We start from the raw sequence: 22341 nt of genomic DNA on the forward strand, positions 1-22341 counted from the left end.
CCCTGGATCACCTCGGTCCTGACCACTTGCAGGCTTCCTGCGCACCTGGCGTCTTGCACAGGTCCGAGTGCTGCTTGGGCGTCATCGGCGGCGGCTTGTTCGGGTCGCGCTTCAGGCACGAGTTCTGCGGCCCGTTGGCACAGTTCCAGACGCCGGCCGTCGCGACCGCGCCGACGGCGGCGACACCCGCGATGACCACACACCCGATCCCGGCGGTGAAGGCACAGATCCCGGCCGCGACGACAAATCCGCCGGCTGCCATGGTGGCTGCCTTGGGCAACGGTTCGTCGTCCGGATCGTTCGCGCAGACCCCACAACCGCTCTTGTTGGCCTGCTCGGCGTCCTTGCGCTTCTGCTCGTCGGCGATCGCGGTGGCCTTGAGGATCTCGTCCTGCCGTGCCTTGGCCTGGTCCGCGATCCTGCGGGCGACGTCGGCCAGGCCGTCGACCTGTTTCTCCATCGTCGCGACGCTGCTGTCGGTCTGTTTGGCCAGGTTCAGCGCCTGTTGCAGTTCGGGGATGTAGACGAGTTTCTTGGTGACGATCCGGATGACTTCCTTGGTGGTCCACCGCAGCGTCTTGATCACTTCCTTGAAGATCGTCACCTGCCGGGCCACCTCGGCGGTGATGGTCTGCGCGAACTGGTGCAGACCGAACGCGTTGGCGATCATCGCGACGATCGACAGCACCACGATCTTCACGTAGATCGTGATCACCTCCTGGCGCAGTTCCTTGATCCGCGCCACGTGCTGCCGGACGATCGTCTTCGTCTCGGTGATCGTCTCGGTGCGGTACCGCTTGCCGTCGGCATCGACGAAGCTGACCGGGCTGTTGTTCGCGTAGGCGTACCCGTTCAGTTGTTGTGGATCCTTGGCGTCGACGACCGGATCGACCGAGATGAAGCGGCCGGTGACCGGGTCGTACTCCCGCGCCCCGAGATGGATCAGCCCGGTGGAGTCGTCCCGCGTTCCACCGACGAAGTCCTTCTGCCCCGGCCAGGCGGACGGGATCGGTCCGCGAACCTCGCCGTACGGCGTGATCCGCTTGCGCTGGTAGGCCTGCGTCTGCGCGTCGACCGTCAGCGTCGCCGAGCCGTGGTGATCCGATCCGAGCCAGGTCAGCTTGGACCCGACCCGCACACCGACGGTCTGCTTGCCGAACTGGTAGTACCTGGTGCCCAGCTGGGAACCGTCGGGCATCAGTAGTACCTCGGTGCTCCCCAGGTACAGCGTCGTCCCGGTGCTGTCCTTGCGGAGCAGCCGATTGCCGTCGGCATCGTAGATGTACTCCGTCTTCTGAGCACCCTTCGTCACCTTGGCCAGCTTGCCCTCGGCGTTCCATTCGAACGTCTCACCGGCACCGGCGATCGTCCGGCTGGTCTGGTTCCCGGTGGCGTCGTAGCCGAACGTGTTGACCTTGCTCGTCCCGTCCGGCCCGGTCGTGGTGATCTTCTGCACGCCGTGCGGCTGCGCCTGGCCGGCTGCAGGGTACTCGTACGTGCTCGTCGTGGCCCCTGCCGTCGTCATGCGCTTCTCGGTCTGGCGGTTGCCGATCTTGTCGAACGTCCACTGGTGCCAGTACGGCGCCGGTCCGCCCAACTGACTCGCGCTGGTCGGCTGCGCCGCACAGTTCTCGTCGGAGGGCGTCCACGCCTGCGTCAGCCGGCGCGACTCGTCGTACCCGAAGCACTGCACGTCCTTCGGCTCGGTGCTGCCACTGGCGGGCGCGTCGATGATCTTCGTGACGTTCCCGGCCAGGTCGTACTCGTAGCTCTGGTCGAGTACGCGCTGCGGTCCCGTGGTCTGCCGCTGGCTGAACGCCCGGGTCAGGCGACGGGTCGCGTCGTCGTACACGTAGTTGTGCCGCAGGTACTTGCCACCGGTCGGCTTGACCTCCAGATAGGTCAGATCGCCGAACGAGTTGAACTGCGAGTCGGTCACATAGGAGGTGGTCTCGCTGGACATCGTCCTGGGCAGATCGTTGCTGTCGTAGGTCGTGGTCAGCGTCTCCGCCGGCAGGCCGCCGACGGCCGGAACCTTGAGGGTCGCGGGCTGACCGCTGGCGGTGTAGGTGTTCTCGGTCGTGAAGGTCTGGGCCAGCCCGCCTTCCACCGCCGGCAGCGTGACCTTGGTGCCGAGCGGATGGCCGGTCGGGTCGTACCCGGTGACCTCGGTCTTGTACGCGTTGCCGTTCACGTACCTGGTCGCCGTACTGGGTGAGCCCTTGGCGAGACTGTCGTAGGTGCGTTCGGTGAGCAACGCGCCGTCGGCGGTGTCCTGCCGGATCGACGTCTGACGTCCGATGACGTCGTAACTGTAGAAGAGCTTCTTGCCGAGCGCATCGGTCGTGGTCGCGACCTGGTCGAGCTCGGTGTAGGTGTAGGTGGTGGCGCCACGGTCAGGTTCGACCGCCTTGGTCCGGCGCCCACGCAGGTCGTACTCGTACCTCCATTGGTTGCCGGCGGCATCGGTCACCGAGGCGACCTGCCCGGCCTTCGTGTAGGTGTACGACGTCTTGTCGTAGTCGGCGCTGACGCCGGGGGTGTTGTAGGTCCGGGTCTCGAGGAGCCGGCCCTGGGCGTCGTCGATCCGGGTCGTGGCCTGCTCACCGTCCGGCGGGTCGATCGTTTGTACCCCGGGCTGATGGGTGTGGGTGGTGGTCCACTTCCGCTCGTTCAGGGACCAGAACTCCTCGGTCGACGGGCGCTCGAGCTGGTCGAACGTCGTCGCCTTGCGGGCGGGCAGCTCCTCCTCGACGGCGTCGAACACCTGGGCGCCGGGCGGTGCGTCGTTGTAGTACGGGTTGTTCTCGATCACCTGCAGACCCCGCGAGTCGTACTCGAAGTCGGTGATCACGCGGCCGATGCCGTCGGAGGCCGGCCGCTGGGTCTGCCGCTTGCGCTGGAGACCGTCGAGAATCTCGTAGCTGGTCTCCACGGTCCCGTCGGCCTGCAGCGCCTTGGTCTGCACCACGCCCGGCTGGTCGATCCCGGCGGTGTAGACGTGCTCGACGTTCGCGGTCTCCGACTGCGCGCGACCAGGCAGCCAGACCTTGCTGATCCGGCCGAGCTGGTCGCGCTCGGAGGTCGTCGTCCGGCCGCCGACGTCGGTGACCTTGATCGACTGGCCCCAGGCCGGGTCCAGCTCGGTGCTCGTGGTGTGGCCGTTCGGCAGCGTCACCGTGGTCTTCGTGACCGGGCCGTCGGCCGGTAGGTACCCGAAGGTCGTCGTGCTGTTCTTCGCGTCCGTCGCGGTCTTGCGCCGGCCGTGATCGTCGTACGACGTCGTGGCCACGGTCTCGTAGGTCGGCGCACCGGTGCTGTCGAAGCCGCTGAGGCGCAGGGCCGCGACCGGCTTGGCGTTCTCGGGTGTCGCCCCACCGGCGTACGACTGCTTCGAGTCCGACACGACATCGTCCTTGGCCCACGGCTGGTCGCAGGCCTTGGCGACGGTCTGGGCGCGGGTCGGCAACTCGGTGAGACCCTTCGCCGGGTTGCCGGCGTACTCGTACCGCGTGCAGGTGTCGTCGGCCGTGGTCGCCAGGTCGTTGGCGTTCGAGGCGGCCAGAAGCACGCCGGTCGCCGAGTACTCGTTGTTGGCCGACGTCTGCCGGAAGCCACCGCCCTGCTTGGCCTCCCACTGCTTCGCGGCCTTCTGCTCGACCTTGAAGGCCTGCGTGGTTCCCCAGTCGCGGACGCGGGTCGAGGTGGCTCCGGACACCCAGGAGTCGTTGATGGTGCGCTCGACGATGGCACCGTTGACCAGCTTGCTGGTCTCCCGGACCTGTCCGGCCAGTGCGTTCACGTCTTCGGTCTGGGCGCCGGTGGAGTCGGTGAGCTTGACGTCCTTCACCGTGCCGTCGGCCAGCTTGTCACCGTCCATGCCCTGGAAGTAGCGGCTCTCGGTGACGGTCTGCGGGCCGTCCGGGTGGCCCTTGGTGACGATGACGCGGTCGTAGCCGCGCCACTGGGACCAGGTCTTGCGGCCGATCTCGACCAGACCGTCCTCGTCGTCGTGCCGCCAGGCCGGCTTGCCGGGGTAGCTGACGGTCGTCTGCACCGGGACCATGCCGCTGACGAGGTCGTACTCGGAGACGGAGGTGACGACGTACTTGTGGAACCAGTCCAGGCGCTCCTCGGTGTCATTGGGCGGGGTCCACTTCATCGGGTGGCACCGCCGGTCGTTGCGGTCCACCGGTGGGACGTTCCCGGGCAGCGTGCAGTCCTTGGCGGAGTAGGTGACCGCCAGCTCGCCGCCGGTGCCGTAGTGGATCCCACGGATCCGGAACCACTGCAGCAACGGCCGCGCGGTTCCGTCGGAGACCCGGTTGTCGAGCTGCAGCTTGTCGAAGTTCACCTCGGGAATGGTGACCGCGCCGGAGCCGGCCTCACCGGTGTGGGTGATCGCCTCCAGCCACAACCGCGGGCCGGTGTTGTCACCAGGGTTCGGGAACGAGTGCCGCAGCGTCCACGTGTCGACGGCGTCGAACGCCGTACCGCGCCAGACCTCGGTGCGGACCTTGCTGAGCTTCTTCTTCGTCCAGAAGCTGGGCCCGGTCTGGGTGCACTTGGCGGTGCTGGTGCACTCCTGGTCGAGCGGGGTGTCGAAGTAGTCCGCGGGAGCGCAGTTGGCCCCGGCGACACAGCGCTCGGTGGTGTCGAAGTGGACGCGAGCCACCGGCTTCTCCGAGAACACCTGGCCATCGGTCTGGCCGTACTCGATCCGCCTGATGTTGCTCGCGCGGTCGTAGCTCTTCACCGTGGTCTGAGTGCCGTTGTAGCCGTAGTTGTTCTTCTCCACGTCGTAGAACAGCGACATCGTGTTGCCGTGCAGGTCGACGACGTAGTCGAGCTGCCAGCGGTAGGCCTGCTGACAGAACGAGTCCGCGTACGCCGCTTTGTTGCACTGCTCGCCGGCGTGGTTGCCGGCCACCGGAACCGTCAGGGTCGAGTTGGTCGTCTCGGTGGTCGCACCGGGCAGCTTGTTCAGGCCGAAGTAGTACTTCGTGCCGTCCTTGGTGGTGATGACCCAGTACTCGCCCTGCTCCTGCGGCTTGCCGTCACTGCCCTGGTCGCCGTTGGGAGCGCCGGACAGGCGCTCGACCTTGGTACCGTCGTCGGCCTTCGGCCGCCACTGCTTGGTGGTGTCGTCGAGGACGAGCTCACCACCCTTGCCGTTCAGGGAGAAGGTCGCGTTGTCGGTGGCGAAACACAGGTCGCCGACCGCGCGGTCACCGTTGTTGCCGGTCTTCTCGGGCTTGGACGAGCAGGAGGCGTACCGGCGCTCGATCGAGCCGCCGGGTGACAGGTCGAACCCCTCACCGGCCCAGGACGTCTGGTTGTTGGTACCGGAGGTCCGGCCGTCGACGCTGCCCGAGGAGTAGCCCAGGCTCATGGTCGGGATCGGTCCGCCGGTCCCCGGTGGTGCGCGGAACGGGTACTGCCAGTTGAAGTCACCGGACGAGCCACCGACCGACCAGGACGCCGTCGGGGACAACGAGGTGTTGCCGTAGTTGCCACTGTCACCGGCCGCTGCTGCCTCCATCGCGTACAGGCCAGTCGCCGGTACGTCGGCGCTCAGGGTGCCGCCGCCGACGTTCTGGGTCTTGACCGGTGCACCGGAGGGCAGCTGGATCAGTCGGAGACGATTCGCCCAGTCGCCGCCGTACGCGTGCCGGAAGGCCTGGTAGTTCAGCTCCAGCCGGACCTTGCCACTGGCTGCCTTGGCGGTCTTGTCGGTGCTGGTGAGCTTGACCAGCATCCGGGCGTCCTGCCGACCGAGCAGGTCGACCTTCACGCCGCTCGGGGCAGTGCCGTCGGCTTTAGCCGGTCCGATCGCGACCGGTAGCGTGCCGGCGGCCTTCTTCGGCAGCACTCCGGACAGCTGCGTCGACCAGCCGGCGGTCGGCAGCGACACCTCGGCCGATCCCGTCGTCGGCCACTTCACGGCCGGAGTCTTCACGACGTCGACGTCGAGATCCGGTGTCCGCGGCTTGGCCTTGTAGTTGGTGCCGTGCACCGGTTTGACCCTGGCCCCCTTGAAGGCGGGTTCTTCACCGTCCTCGGCCGGCGCGGCGATCGCCCCCGGCGGATGCAGACCGGCGATGAGCGTGGCTCCGAGCACAACGGCCCAGGCACGCCGAAGCACACCTCGTGACATCGAACCTCCCCTTGACATGGAGAGCTCACTGTCAGCGTGGGGTCAAGGCCCGACAACGGTTTCGACGGAGGTGGTACGGACTTCGATTTCCCGCCCGACCTGTTCGAGCGGGGTCGAATGGTGTCTAGTCCGCCAGCGGCGTCGGGCGGCCCGGCTGCTCGCCGCCGCGGGCCTCCAGGTAGGAGTTCTTCGGGACCATCACCTTGCGGCGGAACAGGCAGACGACGGTGCCGTCCTGCTTGTAGCCCTTGGTCTCGACGTAGACGACGCCGCGGTCGTCCTTGGACTTCGACTCCCACTTGTCCAGGACGACGGTCTCGCCGTAGATGGTGTCGCCGTGGAAGGTCGGGGCGACGTGCCGCAGGGACTCGATCTCGAGGTTGGCGATCGCCTTGCCGCTGACGTCGGGCACCGACATCCCGAGCAGGATCGAGTAGATGTAGTTGCCCACCACAACGTTCTGGCCGAACTGGGTGGTCTCGGCGGCGTAGTTCGAGTCCAGGTGCAGCGGGTGGTGGTTCATGGTCAGCAGGCAGAACAGGTGGTCGTCGTACTCGGTCACCGTCTTGCCGGGCCAGTGCTTGTAGATCGCACCGACCTCGAACTCCTCATAGCTACGCCCGAACTGCATGCCGGTCCTCCTAGGTGTTGGACACCCCATGCTGGCGGATCGGACCACTGGCGGCCGTGGTCTGGCTCTCACCGGGCGGAGAGACCTGCGTCACTCCGCCCGGGAGGCTCAGGCCTGCGGGGGCTGCTGCTGGCTGGGCTGCTGAAGGGGGTGATCCGGCAGCCGCGGGCTGACCTCACCCTTGAGCGCCAGCTTGGCCAGGTGGTTGCGGGCCTCCTCCGCGAACTTGAAGTCGCACAGGACGTCGTACGTCGTCGCCACCACCGCGGTCCGCGAGGTGAAGTCGCGCCGGCCCGCCGACTGGGCGTAGCTCAGGCCACCGAACACCAGACCGAAGACGGCACCCAGCACCACACCGGTGAGCAGGGCGGCCAGCCAGTTCGCGTTGGTGACGGCGCCCAGCAGGACGCCGACGAACAGCCCGAACCAGGCACCACTGGCGACACCGGCGGCGAGTGCCCGCCCCCAGGTCAACCGGCCGGTGATCTTCTCCACCTGGCGCAGGTTGTTGCCGACGATGGTCGTGTGCTCGACGGGGAACTTCTCGTCCGAGAGGTAGTCGACAGCGCGCTGCGCCTCCCGGTAGGTGTCATACGTCCCGATCGTCAGACCGCTCGGCCGCGGGTCCATCAAGGGCATGCCTTGCGTCATCGTCGTTCCTCTCCACGTGCTTCCACCCCCATCATTGCCGACGGCTGGTTACCGCGTCTTGATAGCCTCGCCGGTGATGGGCGGACGACGGTGGGACCTGGCTGCGACACGCCGGATGGGACAGATGTTCGCCCGCCGGCCGGCCGGTGACGGCCCGGCCCGTCCGGACCCTGTCGCGAGCGGCAAACTCGACGGCGCACTGGTCGACTGGGCCTTCTATCGCGACGGTCATCGCGACGAGCGGATCAACTCCTACACCGAGGCGCTCGGCCGGGCCAAACGCGGCCAGGGGTTCGTCTGGATCGGCCTGTTCCAGCCGACCGACCACCAGCTCGCGATCATCGGCAACGAGTTCGGACTGCACGCGCTGGCCCTGGAGGACGCCTCCGAGGCACACCAGCGGCCGAAGCTCGAGCGGTACGACGACACGCTGTTCGCCGTCCTCAAGACCGTCAGCTACGTCCCACACCAGGACCTGACCGCCACCAGCGAAGTGGTGGCTACAGGTGAGGTGATGGTGTTCTGTGGACCGGGCTTCGTGGTCACTGTTCGCCATGGTGAGCACAGCGAGCTGACCGGACTACGCCAGGAGCTGGAGGCCCAGCCGGAACGGCTGTCGGTCGGACCGGGCGTCGTACTGCATGCGATCGCCGACCATGTGGTCGACCGGTACCTGGAGGTCGCGGACGCCGTACAGGCCGATATGGATCTGATCGAGTCCGAGATGTTCACTCCGCGCGGCTGGCGCAACATCGACCGCGTTTATCAGCTCAAGCGGGAAGTGCTCGAGCTGAAACGAGCAGTGGCGCCTTTGACCGGTCCGATGCGGGCACTGTCCACACTGCGACATCCATTAATCGCCGATGAAACCCGGAACTACTTCCGCGACGTCGACGACCACCTGTTGCGCGTGAAGGAGCAGGTGATCTCGTTCGACGAGTTGCTCAGCTCCATCCTGCAGGCCGGGCTGGCCCAGGTTCAGGTGGCCGAGAACGAGGACATGCGGCGGATCTCGTCGTGGGTCGCGATCCTCGCCGTACCGACGATGATCGCCGGGATTTACGGGATGAATTTCGACTACATGCCGGAGCTGAGACTCCGGTACGCGTATTTCGTGGTGCTCGCCGTGATGGTCGGCGCGTGCGTCGGTCTTCATCGATTGTTCAAGCGCAACCACTGGCTTTGATCAAATACGTCTAATACCACGCGAGCACCGGCCGGACCAGAGGTTGGCAACCTTCTGCCATGGCCGGGAGTCACGGCCGGTTGGATGGATCAAACAGTTGTGCATCGCGCGCCGGAATTGATTTACTGCCGCCATCGCGTTCGGTCAGCAGGCCGCCACAGACTGCGACCGACGGCATCGGGGGATGTCGTGATGGTTTTGCCGCTGGGAGGGCGTTGCCGTGCTCAGAATTCATTTCACGCCGCGCGATCTGACGCGCGTCACGGTCGCCACCAGACCGGCGCCGTTATGGGAGGTGCTGCTCAGCCTCCACATGCTGCAGCACTCCGACGGCCGGCTGATCTTCGAGGACTGGCGCCGGCACGTCCGGACGTCGGTCGCACCGGATCAGATGCGGCTGCTGCTGGAGCTCACCCCACCGAAGGGGTACTCCCCCGACTTCCTGACGCCGGCCGAGTCCGCACCGGACTTCGAGACCGCGCTGGACATCGCCCTGTCGACGCCGAGCCAGCAGATCCGCGGCCAGCTCGACCTGCTCTCCAAGTACCGCCCGGCCTCACCGTGGACCCGGGAGCTCGCCCAAGGCGAGCGAGGGTCGCTGCACAAGCTCGGCCGGGCACTCCGGACCTACCACGCGGCGGCGATCGCGCCGTACTGGAAGTCGATCGGGACGCACATCTCGGCCGACCATGCGCATCGTGGTGAGGCTCTGGCCCGGCACGGGGTGGACCGACTCCTCTCCTCGCTGCACCCGCGGGTGCGCTGGGTCGCACCGGTGCTGCAGGTGCTCGACATGAACGACCGCGACCTCTACCTGGACGGCCGGGGCATCGAGCTGCAGCCGTCGGCGTTCTGCTGGCAGGTGCCGACCAAGCTGCGCGACCCCGAGCTGAAGCCGATCCTGGTGTACCCGATCCAGCACGCGCCGGGCATCCTGCGGCAGGGCTCACTGGACCAGATGAGCTCCAGCGACCCGCTGGGCTCGCTGCTCGGCTCAACCCGCGCTGCGGCTCTGGAGGCCGCAGTCGCGGGCTGTACGACGACGGAGCTGGCCAAGCGCTGCAAGATCTCCCCGGCCGCGGCCAGCCACCAGGCAACCGTGCTGCGGGAGGCGGGCCTGATCACCACCCGCCGGGCCGGCGCCTCCGTGCGACACGAGATCACTCAGCTGGGGATCTGGCTGCTGTCCGGCTACGGCTCTGGCAACACTCGCCATGCACATCCCCAGTCGGTCCCCCGCCTGACCGCCTGAGGTACCTCGACGCCTGCCCGCGCAGCGCGCTGGGCCGACTGGCACCGCCCCGCCCGTCGACCCAGCGCGCCGCCGGTGCAGGCGTTGGTGCGTTCTAGAGCTTGTAGTCCTCGAGCAGGCGGCGGCCGATGATCATCCGCTGGATGTCGGCGGTGCCTTCACCGATCAGCAGCATCGGCGCCTCCCGGTAGAGCCGCTCGATCTCGTACTCCTTGGAGAAGCCGTAGCCGCCGTGGATGCGGAACGAGTCCTCCACGACCTGCGAGCAGTACTCACTGGCCAGGTACTTCGCGACACCGGCCTCGAAGTCGTTGCGGGAGCCACTGTCCTTCTTGCGGGCCGCCTTCACCATCAGCTCGTGCGCGGCCTCGACCTTGACCGCCATGTCGGCCAGCCGGAACAGCACGGCCTGGTGCTCGGCGATCTTCTTGCCGAAGGTCTCGCGCTGCTGCGCGTAGGAGATGCCGAGCTCGAACGCCCGCCGGGCCACGCCACAGCCGCGCGCCGCGACATTCACGCGACCCACCTCGACACCGTCCATCATCTGGTAGAAACCCTTGCCAGGAACGCCGCCCAGGATCTGGTCCGCGCCGATGGAGTAGCCGTCGAAGATCAGCTCGGTCGTGTCGACGCCCTTGTAGCCCATCTTCTCGATCTTGCCTGGCACCGTCAGGCCCTTGTCGACCTCGCCGAAGCCCGGCTCCTTCTCGATCAGGAACGTGGTCATGTTCTTGTAGACCGAGTCACTGCCCTCGTCGGTCTTGGTGAGCACCGCCACGAGGTTCGACGAGCCACCGTTGGTCAGCCACATCTTCTGGCCGTTGATCGTGTATAGATCGCCGTCCCGGACCGCCTTGGTCTTGATGGCCGACACATCGGAGCCACAGCCCGGCTCCGACATCGAGAACGCGCCCCGGACGTCACCGGTGGCCATCCGCGGCAGGTACTTCTGCTTCTGCTCGTCGGTGCCGTGCTGGAGCAGCATGTACGCGACGATGAAGTGCGTGTTGATGATGCCGGAGACACTCATCCAGCCGCGGGCGATCTCCTCCACGCAGAGCGCGTAGGTGAGCAGCGATTCGCCCAGACCGCCGTACTCCTCGGGAATCATCAGGCCGAACAGCCCGAGCTCCTTGAGCCCCTCGACGATCTTCGTCGGGTACTCGTCCTTGTGTTCCAGCTCGGTGGCGACCGGGAGGATCTCCGACTCGACGAACGCGCGGACCGTCTTCAGGATCTCCTCCTGAATATCGGTCAGCCCCTCCGTCTGCTGCAATCTGCTCATCCACGTCCTCGCTTCGCTCCGGGCGCGGCTGAACAAAGTGCGCTGTGCATATTGATGAACTCACTTCGTTCGTCCATGCCTGGCTCTCCTCGGGGTGCTGTTCGCCACTACTCGTGAGTATTGCGGCTTTCAGCATCCCGGGACAGCGCCGACACCCGCTGTGACTCCGGCCACCCGATCGGCGTCGCCTAACTCACTCGTCCCCGTTGTTGCCGTCGCCGTCGCCCTGCGGCATCGAGCGGTCGAGCTGGGCGAACCCCAGGTAGATCTCAGCGGTCGGCTGCCAGCGGTGGTCACGCTGTGCGTTGACCAGGCGCTCCTTGGCGTCGTTGTAGTTGTTCCGCGCCGCGTTCGTCTCGCCGTGAGCCAACTGAGCAGCTGCCTGCTCCAGGTCCTTGGCGGCCAGGCCGGGCGCCTTGCTCCTCGACTGGTTCTGGCCGGGCCACTGCGGCTGGTTCTGACCGCTCGCGCGCACCTTGCCCGCCAGTGCCCGCAGCTGCGCGACGACCTGCGGGTACTGGTCCGGGGCCTTCGACGGCTTCTTGCTCGGCGTCTTCGACGGCGTCTTGCTAGGCGTGTGGCTGGGCTTCGGCGTCGGCGTGGGTGTCGGCTTCGTCGTCGCCTTCACCTTGGCCGCCGGCGCGGACGGCGTACCGACGGCCTGCGCAGGCGAGTCAGTGGACACGCCCTCCTTCAGCAACGCCACACCCACCGCAGCAGCCAGTACGACGGCCATCGCCGCGATCACCTGGGCAAACGGGAACGTCCGGCGAGACTTCTTGGGCTCTTCGTCAGGCTCTTCGTCGCGAGGCGGTAGGTGCAGTACCTGCGTGCTGTTGCTCACCGGCGGGAGGGTGATGGCCTGCGTCTCGTTGTGCGCAGGGGAGGTCAGCAACGCGGTGACCTCAGTAGCCGACGCAGGGCGGTCCGCGGGGTTCTTGGCGAGCATCTGCATCACCAGAGCCGACAGGGCCGGCGTGACGTCGTTGCGCACGATCGGTGCCGGCTGCGACTCCAGGTGCTGCCGCATGACCGTCTCCACGGTCGTTCCGACGAAGGGCGGCGTACCGGCGAGCAGTTCGTAGAGAACGCAACCCAGTGAGTACCAGTCGCTGGCCGGCGTGGCTGCTCCACCACGCACCTGCTCCGGCGACACGTACGACGCTGTGCCGAGCAGCACGCCCAGCCCGGTCGTCTCGTTGCCGGCGCGCTTGGCGATCCCGAAGTCGGTCATCTTCAGCGTGCCGTCGGGTGCCAGCAGCAGGTTGCCCGGCTTCACGTCCCGGTGCACGATTCCGGCCGCGTGCGCCGCGTCCAGTGCCCGTGCGCCTTGCGTGGCGATGTCGGCCACCAGCTTGGCGCTCGGCAGGCCCGCCTTACGCATCAGCTGGGCCAGGTCCGGTCCGGAGACCAGCTCCATCACCAGGAAGACGTGGTCACTCGTCGCGCCGACGTCGTACGTGGCGACGACGTTCGGGTGCATCAGCCGGGCAGCAGCCTGCGCCTCGGCCTGGAACCGCGCAACGGCGTCCATCGGGTCACCGTCGAGACTCCGCAGGAGCTTGACCGCGACCTGCCGGTCCAGCACGAGGTCCTCAGCCTGCCAGACCTCTCCTGCACCACCTCGCCCCAACAGGGTGAGTAATCGGTAGCGACCTGCCAGTACCTCGCCGTTCACAAACAAACACCTTCCGCAGCGGACCGGCCTTACCTTAGGCGGGTCCGGCGATCAGATCGAGTTCAGAGCCAATTCCTTGCAAACCTCTGCGCAGAGAGACGTGAGTATTACCGTGTGCCCATGAAGCGAACGTTTGCCGCTGTGATCGCGGCCACCCTGCTAGCCACAACGTTCACCACGCCGTTCCTCGGCACGGCTTCGGCTGCACCGGTTCACCGGCCGAAACCCACTGTTCAGTGCGAGTTCACCCCGACGCCGGAGAACCCGGCGGCCAAGCCGGTCCGGATTCCGTCCGCGACGGCCAAGGCGCGCGGAACGGTCGATGTCTTCTTCCTCACCAACTACGGCTCGTTCGTGGTCCGGATGGACCGCGCCAACGCACCGTGCGGCGTCTCGAACTTCGTGCATCTGGTGAAGAGCCGGTTCTACGACTTCACGCAGTGCTTCCGGCTGACGAACTCGGCGCGGCTCGGCGTCCTGCAGTGCGGTGACATCTACCGCCAGGAGGAGGGCGGTCCGGGCTACAAGTTCCCCGACGAGGTCACCGGCAAGGAGACCTACCCGCGCGGGACTGTTGCCTACGGCAACCAGGGTCCGGGCACCAACGGGTCCGAGTTCTTCGTCGTGCACTCGTTCGCGAACATCCCGCCGAACTACACCGTGCTCGGCCACGTGATCGCCGGCATGCCCACCTTCGACCGGATGGTCAAGGCCGGCATCGCCGACCCGGACCAGGACGGCCCCCCGGTCCGCCCGATCCGCATCCTCAAGGTGCTCTCCCTCTGATCCCCTAACGTCCGAAGGATCGGAGGGCCCGCCTCCGGTTCTTCGGACGTTGTGGTCAGTCGGTGGGGGGCTGCCAGGGGGTGGTGCGGGTCATGCCCGCGGCGCGGCCCTTGGCGGAGATGACGAGCGCCATCTTGCGGGAGGCCTCGTCGATCATCTCGTCGCCGAGCATCACCGCGCCGCGGGCGCCACCGGCGGCCGAGGTGAAGTGGTCGTAGGCGTCGAGGATGTTCTCGGAGTGGTCGTAGTCCTCCTGGCGCGGCGAGTAGACCTCGTTCGCGGCCGCGATCTGGTCCGGGTGCAGCACCCACTTGCCGTCGAAGCCGAGCGCGGCCGAGCGGCCGGCCACCCGGCGGAAGCCGTCGACGTCCTTGATCTGCAGGTACGGACCGTCGATCGCCTGCTTGCCGTAGGCGCGGGCCGCCATCAGGATCTGCATCAGGATGTAGTGGTAGGCGTCGCCGACGTCGTACCCGGGCGGCTGCTCGCCGACCACCAGCGACTTCATGTTGATCGAGGCCATGAAGTCGGCCGGGCCGAAGATGATCGTCTCGACCCGCGGCGAGGCGGCCGCGATCGCGTTCACGTTGGTCAGGCCGAGCGCGTTCTCGATCTGTGCCTCGATGCCGATCCGGCCCGGCTCGTAGCCGTGCACCTTCTCGATCTGGGTGATCAGCAGGTCCAGCGCGACCACCTGCTCGGCGGTCTGCACCTTCGGCAGCATGATGCAGTCCAGGTTCGCCCCGGCGCCGCCGACGACCTCGATCACGTCGCCGTAGGTCCACTCGGTGGTCCAGTCGTTCACCCGGACCACGCGGACCTTCTTGCCCCAGCCGCCCTCGTTCAGCGCCGCCACGACGTTCTTGCGGGCGTCCACCTTGGCGATCGGCGCGACCGAGTCCTCCAGGTCGAGGAACACCTGGTCGGCGTCCAGTCCCTTCGCCTTGGCCAGGAACCGCGGGTTCGACCCCGGGGTGGCCAGACAAGACCTTCTGCTTCGCAGTACCTGCTCAGACATCCGTCGACCTCCACCTTTGGTTACTCACCGGTTCATTCGGCAGCGTACGGCGAAAGGTCCGCGGAGTGCCCGGTGACATCGCTCACTGTGACACTCTGGTGCCGTGACTCGCGAGAACGCTGTGACGGAGATCGCCACCGTCATGAAGAAGGCCGGACTGGTCTGGCTGTCCTGGGACGGCGGCCGCCCGGCTCCTGCGTGGTTCGCGACGGTCGACGGCCAGTACGTCGTACTGGCGGATGCTGACGGTAGTGCGGAGCAACCGCTGGCCGGACTGGTCACGGCCGGTACGGCGGAGGTCGTCGTACCGGCTAAGCCTGCTACCAACCGGCTGGCGAGCTGGACTGCGACGGTACGGCGGTTGGCACCGGGTACCGAGGAATGGACGGCTGCTGCGCTGGTTCTGCGGACGGAACGGCTCAACGCGGCCGGACTGGACACCCAGCTCGAGCGGTGGCGCTCTGAAGCAGACGTGCTCGTTTTGGAGCCTACGGGCGAGATGACCGCGTTCGACGGGGCGTCGCCGTACGAGACGCCTGCCGGGACCCCTGCTACTACGCGGGGCAAGAAGCCGATCACGCTGCACCGGCGCGTCCGTGGCCGTCGCAAGTTGAGCTGAGGGGCAGCGGGTTAGCCTTCGGTCATGAGTGGACCGACGCGTGTTTATGTGGCACGGCTGGCTGGTCTGCCTGTTTACGACCCCAACGGGGATCAGGTCGGCAAGGTGCGCGATGTGGTCGCGATGCTGCGGCAGGGTACGCAGCCGCCGCGGATCCTCGGGCTGGTGGTCGAGGTGTTCGCCCGGCGGCGCATCTTCGTGCCGATGACGCGCGTGACCTCGGTCGACGTCGGTCACGTGATCACGACCGGTCTGGTGAACATGCGGCGCTTCGAACAGCGCACTACCGAGATCCTGGTGCTGGCCGAGATGCTGGACCGCACTGTCACCGTTCGGGAGACCGGAACGGTCGGTGTGGTCTTCGACATGGCTATGGAGCAGTGGCGGACCAAAGACTGGGTGCTGTCGAAGGTAGCGGTCCGCGAAGGCAGCAAGCGGTTCCGGCGACGTGGTCAGTCCTACGTACTCGACTGGGCCGAGGTGACCGGGTTCGCACAGGTCGAGGAGGGTCAGGGCGCAACTCACATACTGGCGGCGTTCGACTCGATGCGTGCAGCCGACCTGGCCGCCGTACTGCATGATCTGTCGCCCAAGCGGCGTAAAGAGATTGCTGCGGCGCTGAACGACGAGCGGCTGGCCGATGTGCTCGAGGAGCTGCCCGAGGACGACCAGGTGGAGATCCTGGCCGGACTGGACACCGAGCGCGCGGCCGACGTACTGGAAGAGATGTCACCGGACGATGCGGCCGACCTGATCGCGGAGCTGCCTACCGAAACGGCAGAGGCCCTGCTGACGCTGATGGAGCCGGACGAGGCAGAGGATGTACGGCGACTGCTTACGTATGAGGAGCGCACTGCTGGTGGTCTGATGACGTCAGAGCCGGTGATCCTGCCAGTGGACGCGACTGTGGCCGATGCGCTCGCCCATGTCCGCAACGCCGAGCTCAGTCCGGCACTGGCCGCGATGATCTACGTCTGCCGACCACCACTGGAGACTCCGACCGGACGGTTCATCGGAGTCGGCCACATCCAGCGTCTGCTCCGGGAACCCCCGTCGGAGCTGGTGTCCGCCGCACTCGACACCGACCTGGACGGTCTGCGGCCGGATGACAGCCTGACCGCTGTCAGCAAGTACCTGGCGACTTACAACCTCGTGGCGGCGCCGGTGCTCGACGACGAGGGCCGGCTCCTCGGCGCGGTCACCGTGGACGACGTACTGGACCATCTGCTGCCCGACGACTGGCGTGAATCGGACCAAACGCAGGAGGTGGACCACGATGGCTCGTGACGACCGCAGTACCGACGACCGGCGTTCGCGCGCCACCAACCGCCTGGACATCCCGCGGGAGCTCCGCCGTACCATCGCCATCCGGTCCGCGTACGACGCCGACGCGTTCGGGCGGTTGTCGGAACGGATCGCCCGGTTCCTCGGCACCGGCAAGTTCCTGGTCTACATGACCGCGACGATCCTGTTCTGGGTGATCTGGAACATCTTCGCCCCGGAGAGCGTGCGGTTCGACCAGTACCCGTTCATCTTCCTCACCCTCGCGCTCAGCTTGCAGGCGTCGTACGCCGCTCCGCTGATCCTGCTCGCGCAGAACCGGCAGGAGTCCCGCGACCGCGTCCAGTACGAACGCGACCGCGACATCGACACCCGGACCCGGGCCGACATGGAGTTCCTGGCCCGCGAGATGGCGTCGCTGCGGATGGCCGTCGGCGAGGTCGCCACCCGCGACTTCCTCCGGTCGGAGCTGAAGTCGCTGCTGGCCGAACTGGATCGCGAGAGCCCTTTGGGGCCGCGCTAATCTCGGTGACAGGCAACAGTTGGAGGTCACGGTGAAGAGCAGGTTCGCGCCCGATCGGGGGCTGAGCAGGCGGATGCTGGTGACCAGCTTCCTGCTCGGTCTTTTGTACGTCGGCTTCGTCGCGGCGCTGATCGCGTTGACCCGGAGCGCGGTGCTCGCGGTCGTGATCGCCGGCGGCGCGCTGTTCGTGCAGTACTTCTTCTCCGACAAGATCGCGCTGTACGCGATGGGCGGCCGGATCGTCACGCCGGAGGAGGCACCGCAGCTGCACGGTGCGATCGACCGGCTCTGCGCGCTGGCGGACATGCCGAAGCCGCGGATCGCGATCGCCGACGTCGACCTGCCGAACGCCTTTGCCACCGGCCGGAACCCGAACAATGCCGTCGTCTGCGTGACGACCGGGATCATCCGCCGCCTCGACGCGGACGAGCTCGAGGGTGTCCTGTCGCACGAGCTGTCACACGTCGCACACCGCGATGTCGCGGTGATGACGATCGCGTCGTTCCTCGGCGTACTGGCCGGACTGATCACCCGCTTCGGGCTCTACAGCGGTCTCGGCGGACGGCGTGATCAGAACACGGCCGTCATCGTGCTGACGATCGTCGCGGTCTCGGCCGCGGTCTACGCGATCTCGTTCCTGCTGACCCGCGCACTCTCGCGCTACCGCGAACTGGCCGCGGACCGAGCCGGCGCGATGCTGACCGGCCGGCCATCGGCGCTCGCATCGGCGTTGACGAAGATCAGCGGCGACATCGCACGAATACCGTCACGCGACCTACGTCAGGCGGAGGCCTTCAACGCCTTCTTCTTCGCTCCGGCCATCTCTGGCAAGGGCGTCTCGCTGTCCTCGCTCTTCGCGACCCACCCGTCGCTCGAGACCCGCCTCGACCGACTCGGTGTGCTGTCCCGCGAGCTGGGCGAGCAAGCTGGGTAGGTCTCGTGATTCCGCGCCGTAGCGAGCATGTGCTCGGTGCGGTGCATCGGTGCGCTGGAGGGGAGGCCTCGATGCTTTTCCATCGTGGCCTTTCCTCCAGTGCGGCGAGGTGCCGTGCCGAGTGCAGCGCAGTAGGCGTGGGATCGCGAGACCTACCCTTGACACATGGGCTTCCTCGACATCTTGCTCGGCCGCAGCAAAGCGGTGCCGCCGAACCTCGACCAGTTGTTCTCGCTGCCGTCGGCCGCGATCACGTTGGAGACGGCCGCCGGCTACCGCCCGACCGGCAGCGGTTCGGTCTGCTTCAAGGCGGCCGAGGGCGGTGGCTTCTCCACCCTGCGCAGCGAGGTCGACAAGCTGCTCGCCCTCGACGACGGCAAGTTCACCAGTACGACGGACTCGTACGGGTTCACTTGGTTGGTCCGCGAGACGACCCCCGACAACCTAGAGGGTCTCGTCACCGACCTGCACGGCGTGAACAGCTCCCTGGTCGACGCCGGCTTCGGCCCCGCCCTCCTCTGCACCCTGGTCGCCTTCACCAACGGCACCAAGTCCCTCGGCCTGGTCTACCTCTACAAACGCGGCTCCTGGTACCCGTTCGCCCCCGTCGGCCCCGATCGCCGCGACAACGCCACCGAGCTGCAGATCAAGTCCCTCCTGGCGACCGACCTCCGCCTCGAACAAGACCTCTCCCGCTGGTTCCCCATCTACGGCGCACCAGGGCTCTGATGAGGGTTGCCTTGCCGGGCCTACGTCACATGGACCGCGGTCCGGAGCTTTCGCGGTAGCACGTAGCCTTGTCCGTATGGCTCCCCCCACTGCTGATCAGGTGACCACGGCTCTCGGTGGTGTGCTCGACCCCGAGATCAAGAAACCGATCACCGATCTCGGGATGGTCGAGTCCGTCGTCGTCCGCGAGGACGGCGTGGTCGCGGTCCGGATTCTGCTGACCGTCGCGGGCTGTCCGATGAAGGACACGCTGCGCCGCGACACGACCGCCGCGGTGAGCAAGCTCGACGGTGTCACCGGGGTCGAGATCGACCTCGGGGTGATGTCGGCCGAGCAGCGGAGCGCTCTGCAGACCCAGCTGCGCGGTGGCGTTGCCGAGAAGGAGATCCCGTTCTCGCGGGCCGACTCGCTGACCAAGGTGTTCGCGATCGCCTCCGGTAAGGGGGGCGTCGGCAAGTCTTCGGTGACGGTGAACCTCGCGGTCGCGATGGCACGCCAGGGTCTGTCGGTCGGCGTCCTGGACGCCGACATCTACGGGCACTCGATCCCGGCCATGTTCGGGGTCGCCGACGAGAAGCCGACCGCGGTCGACGACATGATCATGCCGGTGCCCGCGCACGGCGTGAAGGTGATCTCGATCGGCATGCTGAAGCCGAAGCGCGACCAGGTGGTCGCGTGGCGCGGCCCGATCCTGGACCGGGCGCTCGTCCAGATGCTCGCCGACGTGTACTGGGGCGACCTCGACGTCCTCCTCCTCGACCTGCCGCCGGGCACCGGTGACATCGCGATCTCGGTCGGCCAGCGGCTGACCAGCGCCGAGGTCATCGTCGTGACCACCCCGCAGGAGGCCGCCGCCGAGGTGGCCGAGCGCGCCGGCACGATGGCGCAGATGGTGCACCAGCGCGTCGCGGGTGTCGTCGAGAACATGTCGTTCCTGCCCTGCCCGCACTGCGGACCCGAGCACCGGATCGAGATCTTCGGCTCCGGCGGTGGCGCCCGCGTCGCGGAGACCCTCTCGGCCCGCCTCGGCTACCCGATCCCCCTGCTCGGCGAGATCCCCCTGGACGAGCGCCTCCGCAGCGGCGGCGACCTCGGCCAGCCGCTGGCCCTCGCCGACCCGGACACCCCGGCGGCTCAGGTCCTCGAAGGCATCGCCGCCAAGCTCGGTGGCAAGCCCCGCGGGCTCCTCGGCCGTCAGCTGGGCCTGAGCCCCGCCGGCCGCTGACCGTGCTCCTGACGTCCGACCGGCTTCGGCTCCGCCCCTGGCGCGAGGACGAGGCCGAGCGGATCGCCACGGCCCGAACCAACCAGGCCACGGCCCATTTCCTGCCGTTCATCCCGCAGCCGTTCACGGCGGCGGATGTTCGGTTCTGGCTGGGTGACCTGGCCGAACAGGCAGCCGCCGGCACACGGTTCAACTGGTGCGTGGCCGACGCCGAGACCGATCTCGGCCTCGGCAACCTGACCCTGTTCCGGATGGAGCAGGGCGGCGGCGAGCTCGGCTACTGGCTGCACCCCGACGCCCAGGGCCGGGGTGTGATCGTCGAGGCCCTCGAGCTGGTGGCCCACTGGTTCTTCGCTCCCGACGGGCGCGGCGGTCAGCGGCTCGCGATCAAGACCGCGAGCACGAACCGCGCAGCACGCCGTACGGCGGAGCTGGCCGGCTTCCGGCTCTTACGCACCGAGCCGGACATGTACACGCTCGCGAACGGCCGAGACGCGCTCGTCGTCTACGAACGAACCGCTCAGGTGGACTCGGGGTCGTAGGGAGGCTTGGCACCGGCGGGCAGCCGCTGAGGGGTGTCGGCGAAGTCCGTGGAGACGGGCTTGTCGTCGAAGTCGTCGCCCTCGAGGAGGTGCTTGCGGACGAAGTTGCGCGGGTTGAGGTCCTGCAGCTCCAGGTCGGCGAACTCCGGACCGAGTTCACTGCGCAGATCGTTCTGCGCGTTGCTGACCATCTGACGCACCTGCCGCAGCAGGCGGCCGGCCGTGCGTGCGAACTCCGGCAGCCGATCCGGACCGAAGACGAGGACAGCGACGATCGCGATCACGACCAGCTCGAGCGGCCCGATGCCGAACATGGATTCACCTCACTTCTCGTGCCCCGGCACAGCGTACCCGAGCGGGTGTCAGCCGACCTGCTGGGCGAGCGTAACGGTCGCCTCCCGCGGGCGGCCGCTGCGTTCGTAGACCAAGTGGACGCTTTCACCGGGCTGGTGCGAGCGGATGGCGACAATCAGTCCTTCGGCGGTGTCGACCAGCTGCTTGTTGATCTCGGTGACCACGTCGCCGACCCGCAGTCCGGCCCGCGCGGCCGGTGAGCCGGCGCTGACCGAGCTCACCCGGGCGCCGCCCTCGAACTGCATGTCGACGTTCGCGCCGATCACCGGGTACGTCGCCTTGCCGTTCGCGATCAGCTGCTGCGCGGTCCGGCGGGCCTGGTCGATCGGGATCGCGAATCCGAGCCCGATGTTGCCGGTCTGGCCCTCCTGCGCCCCGCGGACGGCGGCGATCGCGGAGTTCACGCCGATCACGCGCGCGTTCATGTCGACCAGCGGTCCGCCCGAGTTGCCCGGGTTGATCGCCGCGTCGGTCTGCAGGGCGTTGATGTACGACGCCTGGTCCGCACTGTCCCCGGCCGTCACCGGCCGGTTCTTCGCCGAGATGATGCCCGACGTGACAGTCCCGGCCAGCCCGAGCGGTGAGCCGATGGCGACCACGTCCTGCCCGACGACCGCCTGGTCCGACTGACCGAACTGCACCGACGGGGCCGCCAGCCCGACCACCTGGACGACAGCCAGGTCGTACGCCGGAGATCGGCCGACCAGCCGCGCGGTCTGCGACTTGCCCTTCTCGGTGATGACCTGGATCGATCCGCCCTTGGCGGCGTCGGCGACGACGTGGTTGTTGGTGAGCACGTGACCAGCGTTGTCGATCACGAACCCGGAGCCGGTCGACTGGGAGTTGTCCGCGCCCTCGACCCGGAGCTGGACCACGCTCGGCAGCAGGGTGCTGGCGACGGCGGAGACCGATCCGGTGCGGATCTTCGGATCCGTGCCGGTCCCGACCGGCACATCAGGCTGCTGGGCGATCGGGCCATTGCCGTCGTTCAGCGCGACCACAGTGGCCGCCGCACCGCCACCGGCCAGCAGGCCGACGACGAGCGCCACGATCGAGGCGATCAGGATGACGCGGTTGTCGACCTTCTTGGGCTGCTCACCTGGCGTGTAGGCGCGGGCCTGCTGCTGATGCCAGTCCAGCGGCGGCGGGGGCACCGGGCCCTGGTAGCCGGGGCGCTCGGTCGGCCAGGCCTGGCCCGGGTAGACCGGGCGGAAGGTCGGCTCCTGCGCACCGAAGCTGCGCTGCGTGACAGAGCGCATCGGGCCGGGTTGGCTCGACTGCTGCGGGAGGACAGGCTGCTGCGGCTGCTGCGAGCTGGCCGTCTGCCGGTAGGCCTCGTCATTGCGCGGCGGAGCCAGCGGCGTGGTCCCGGTGCCGGGCGCAGGCGGCGTCAACCCGGTCAACGGCGCCGCGGTCTCCGGCGTACTCGGGGGCGTCGGTTCGGCGTCGTTGGTGCTCACGTGATCGCCTCACTCGGGTCGGGAACATCG

General features: G+C 67.6%; 18 protein-coding genes. 10 read left to right on the forward strand and 8 right to left on the reverse strand.

Annotated features, from left to right (window positions below; genetic code table 11):
- Positions 1-7: 7 nt before the first annotated feature.
- From ACIA49_RS17580 to ACIA49_RS17590, 3 genes are all read right to left on the reverse strand, one after another.
- A complete protein-coding gene (locus ACIA49_RS17580; RefSeq protein ID WP_396378214.1) occupies positions 8-6157 on the reverse strand; it encodes an RHS repeat-associated core domain-containing protein in 6150 nt (2049 codons plus the stop codon).
- Positions 6158-6281: 124 nt separating this feature from the next.
- Complete coding sequence (locus ACIA49_RS17585; protein WP_396378215.1) at positions 6282-6788, reverse strand: MaoC family dehydratase; 507 nt, start codon at positions 6786-6788, stop codon at positions 6282-6284.
- 108 nt (positions 6789-6896) lie between these two features.
- On the reverse strand, positions 6897-7439 hold the full coding sequence (locus ACIA49_RS17590; RefSeq protein WP_396378216.1) for a general stress protein: 543 nt from the start codon (positions 7437-7439) through the stop codon (positions 6897-6899).
- 76 nt (positions 7440-7515) lie between these two features.
- On the opposite strand from ACIA49_RS17590, the gene ACIA49_RS17595 reads away from it, so the two are divergent.
- Positions 7516-8625, forward strand: coding sequence for a magnesium and cobalt transport protein CorA (locus ACIA49_RS17595; RefSeq protein ID WP_396378217.1), 1110 nt, complete (start codon positions 7516-7518; stop codon positions 8623-8625).
- Between the two features lie 220 nt (positions 8626-8845).
- On the forward strand, positions 8846-9877 hold the full coding sequence (locus ACIA49_RS17600; protein WP_396378218.1) for a winged helix-turn-helix domain-containing protein: 1032 nt from the start codon (positions 8846-8848) through the stop codon (positions 9875-9877).
- Positions 9878-9971: 94 nt separating this feature from the next.
- On the opposite strand, the gene ACIA49_RS17605 is transcribed toward ACIA49_RS17600, so the two are convergent.
- Both ACIA49_RS17605 and ACIA49_RS17610 read right to left on the reverse strand, forming a co-directional pair.
- Positions 9972-11162, reverse strand: coding sequence for an acyl-CoA dehydrogenase family protein (locus tag ACIA49_RS17605; protein WP_396378219.1), 1191 nt, complete (start codon positions 11160-11162; stop codon positions 9972-9974).
- 193 nt (positions 11163-11355) lie between these two features.
- Positions 11356-12840 carry a serine/threonine-protein kinase gene (locus ACIA49_RS17610; RefSeq protein WP_396378220.1) on the reverse strand — a complete coding sequence of 495 codons (1485 nt, stop codon included), beginning with the start codon at positions 12838-12840 and terminating at the stop codon, positions 11356-11358.
- 120 nt (positions 12841-12960) lie between these two features.
- Here ACIA49_RS17610 and ACIA49_RS17615 point away from each other — a divergent pair, with 120 nt between their 5' ends.
- A complete protein-coding gene (locus tag ACIA49_RS17615; protein ID WP_396378221.1) occupies positions 12961-13626 on the forward strand; it encodes a peptidylprolyl isomerase in 666 nt (221 codons plus the stop codon).
- 55 nt (positions 13627-13681) lie between these two features.
- On the opposite strand, the gene ACIA49_RS17620 is transcribed toward ACIA49_RS17615, so the two are convergent.
- The gene (locus ACIA49_RS17620) at positions 13682-14644 is read right to left on the reverse strand and encodes an HpcH/HpaI aldolase/citrate lyase family protein (RefSeq protein ID WP_396378222.1); all 963 of its coding nucleotides are present in this window, start codon (positions 14642-14644) and stop codon (positions 13682-13684) included.
- A gap of 103 nt (positions 14645-14747) precedes the next feature.
- On the opposite strand from ACIA49_RS17620, the gene ACIA49_RS17625 reads away from it, so the two are divergent.
- The 7 genes from ACIA49_RS17625 to ACIA49_RS17655 all read left to right on the forward strand — a co-directional run bounded on the left by ACIA49_RS17625 (position 14748) and on the right by ACIA49_RS17655 (position 20497).
- Positions 14748-15263 carry a hypothetical protein gene (locus tag ACIA49_RS17625; RefSeq protein ID WP_396378223.1) on the forward strand — a complete coding sequence of 172 codons (516 nt, stop codon included), beginning with the start codon at positions 14748-14750 and terminating at the stop codon, positions 15261-15263.
- Between the two features lie 24 nt (positions 15264-15287).
- Complete coding sequence (locus ACIA49_RS17630; RefSeq protein WP_396378224.1) at positions 15288-16550, forward strand: magnesium transporter MgtE N-terminal domain-containing protein; 1263 nt, start codon at positions 15288-15290, stop codon at positions 16548-16550.
- Positions 16540-17067 carry a DUF1003 domain-containing protein gene (locus ACIA49_RS17635; RefSeq protein ID WP_396378225.1) on the forward strand — a complete coding sequence of 176 codons (528 nt, stop codon included), beginning with the start codon at positions 16540-16542 and terminating at the stop codon, positions 17065-17067. Before ACIA49_RS17630 ends, ACIA49_RS17635 begins: the two co-directional genes overlap by 11 nt.
- A 31-nt stretch (positions 17068-17098) precedes the next feature.
- A complete protein-coding gene (htpX, locus tag ACIA49_RS17640; protein WP_396378226.1) occupies positions 17099-18001 on the forward strand; it encodes a zinc metalloprotease HtpX in 903 nt (300 codons plus the stop codon).
- A gap of 165 nt (positions 18002-18166) precedes the next feature.
- A complete protein-coding gene (locus ACIA49_RS17645) occupies positions 18167-18730 on the forward strand; it encodes a hypothetical protein (protein WP_396378227.1) in 564 nt (187 codons plus the stop codon).
- A gap of 76 nt (positions 18731-18806) precedes the next feature.
- A complete protein-coding gene (locus ACIA49_RS17650; RefSeq protein WP_396378228.1) occupies positions 18807-19955 on the forward strand; it encodes an Mrp/NBP35 family ATP-binding protein in 1149 nt (382 codons plus the stop codon).
- Positions 19956-19957: 2 nt separating this feature from the next.
- Complete coding sequence (locus tag ACIA49_RS17655; protein ID WP_396378229.1) at positions 19958-20497, forward strand: GNAT family N-acetyltransferase; 540 nt, start codon at positions 19958-19960, stop codon at positions 20495-20497.
- Here ACIA49_RS17655 and ACIA49_RS17660 read toward each other — a convergent pair.
- Entirely contained in the window at positions 20476-20811 is a 336-nt protein-coding gene (locus ACIA49_RS17660) for a sec-independent translocase (protein WP_391547686.1), read from the reverse strand. The two genes, ACIA49_RS17655 and ACIA49_RS17660, sit on opposite strands and share 22 nt — an antisense overlap.
- A gap of 48 nt (positions 20812-20859) precedes the next feature.
- Complete coding sequence (locus tag ACIA49_RS17665; RefSeq protein WP_396378230.1) at positions 20860-22311, reverse strand: trypsin-like peptidase domain-containing protein; 1452 nt, start codon at positions 22309-22311, stop codon at positions 20860-20862.
- Positions 22312-22341: the final 30 nt, after the last annotated feature.

The organism is Kribbella sp. NPDC051587, from assembly GCF_044453945.1.
Lineage (GTDB): Bacteria > Actinomycetota > Actinomycetes > Propionibacteriales > Kribbellaceae > Kribbella.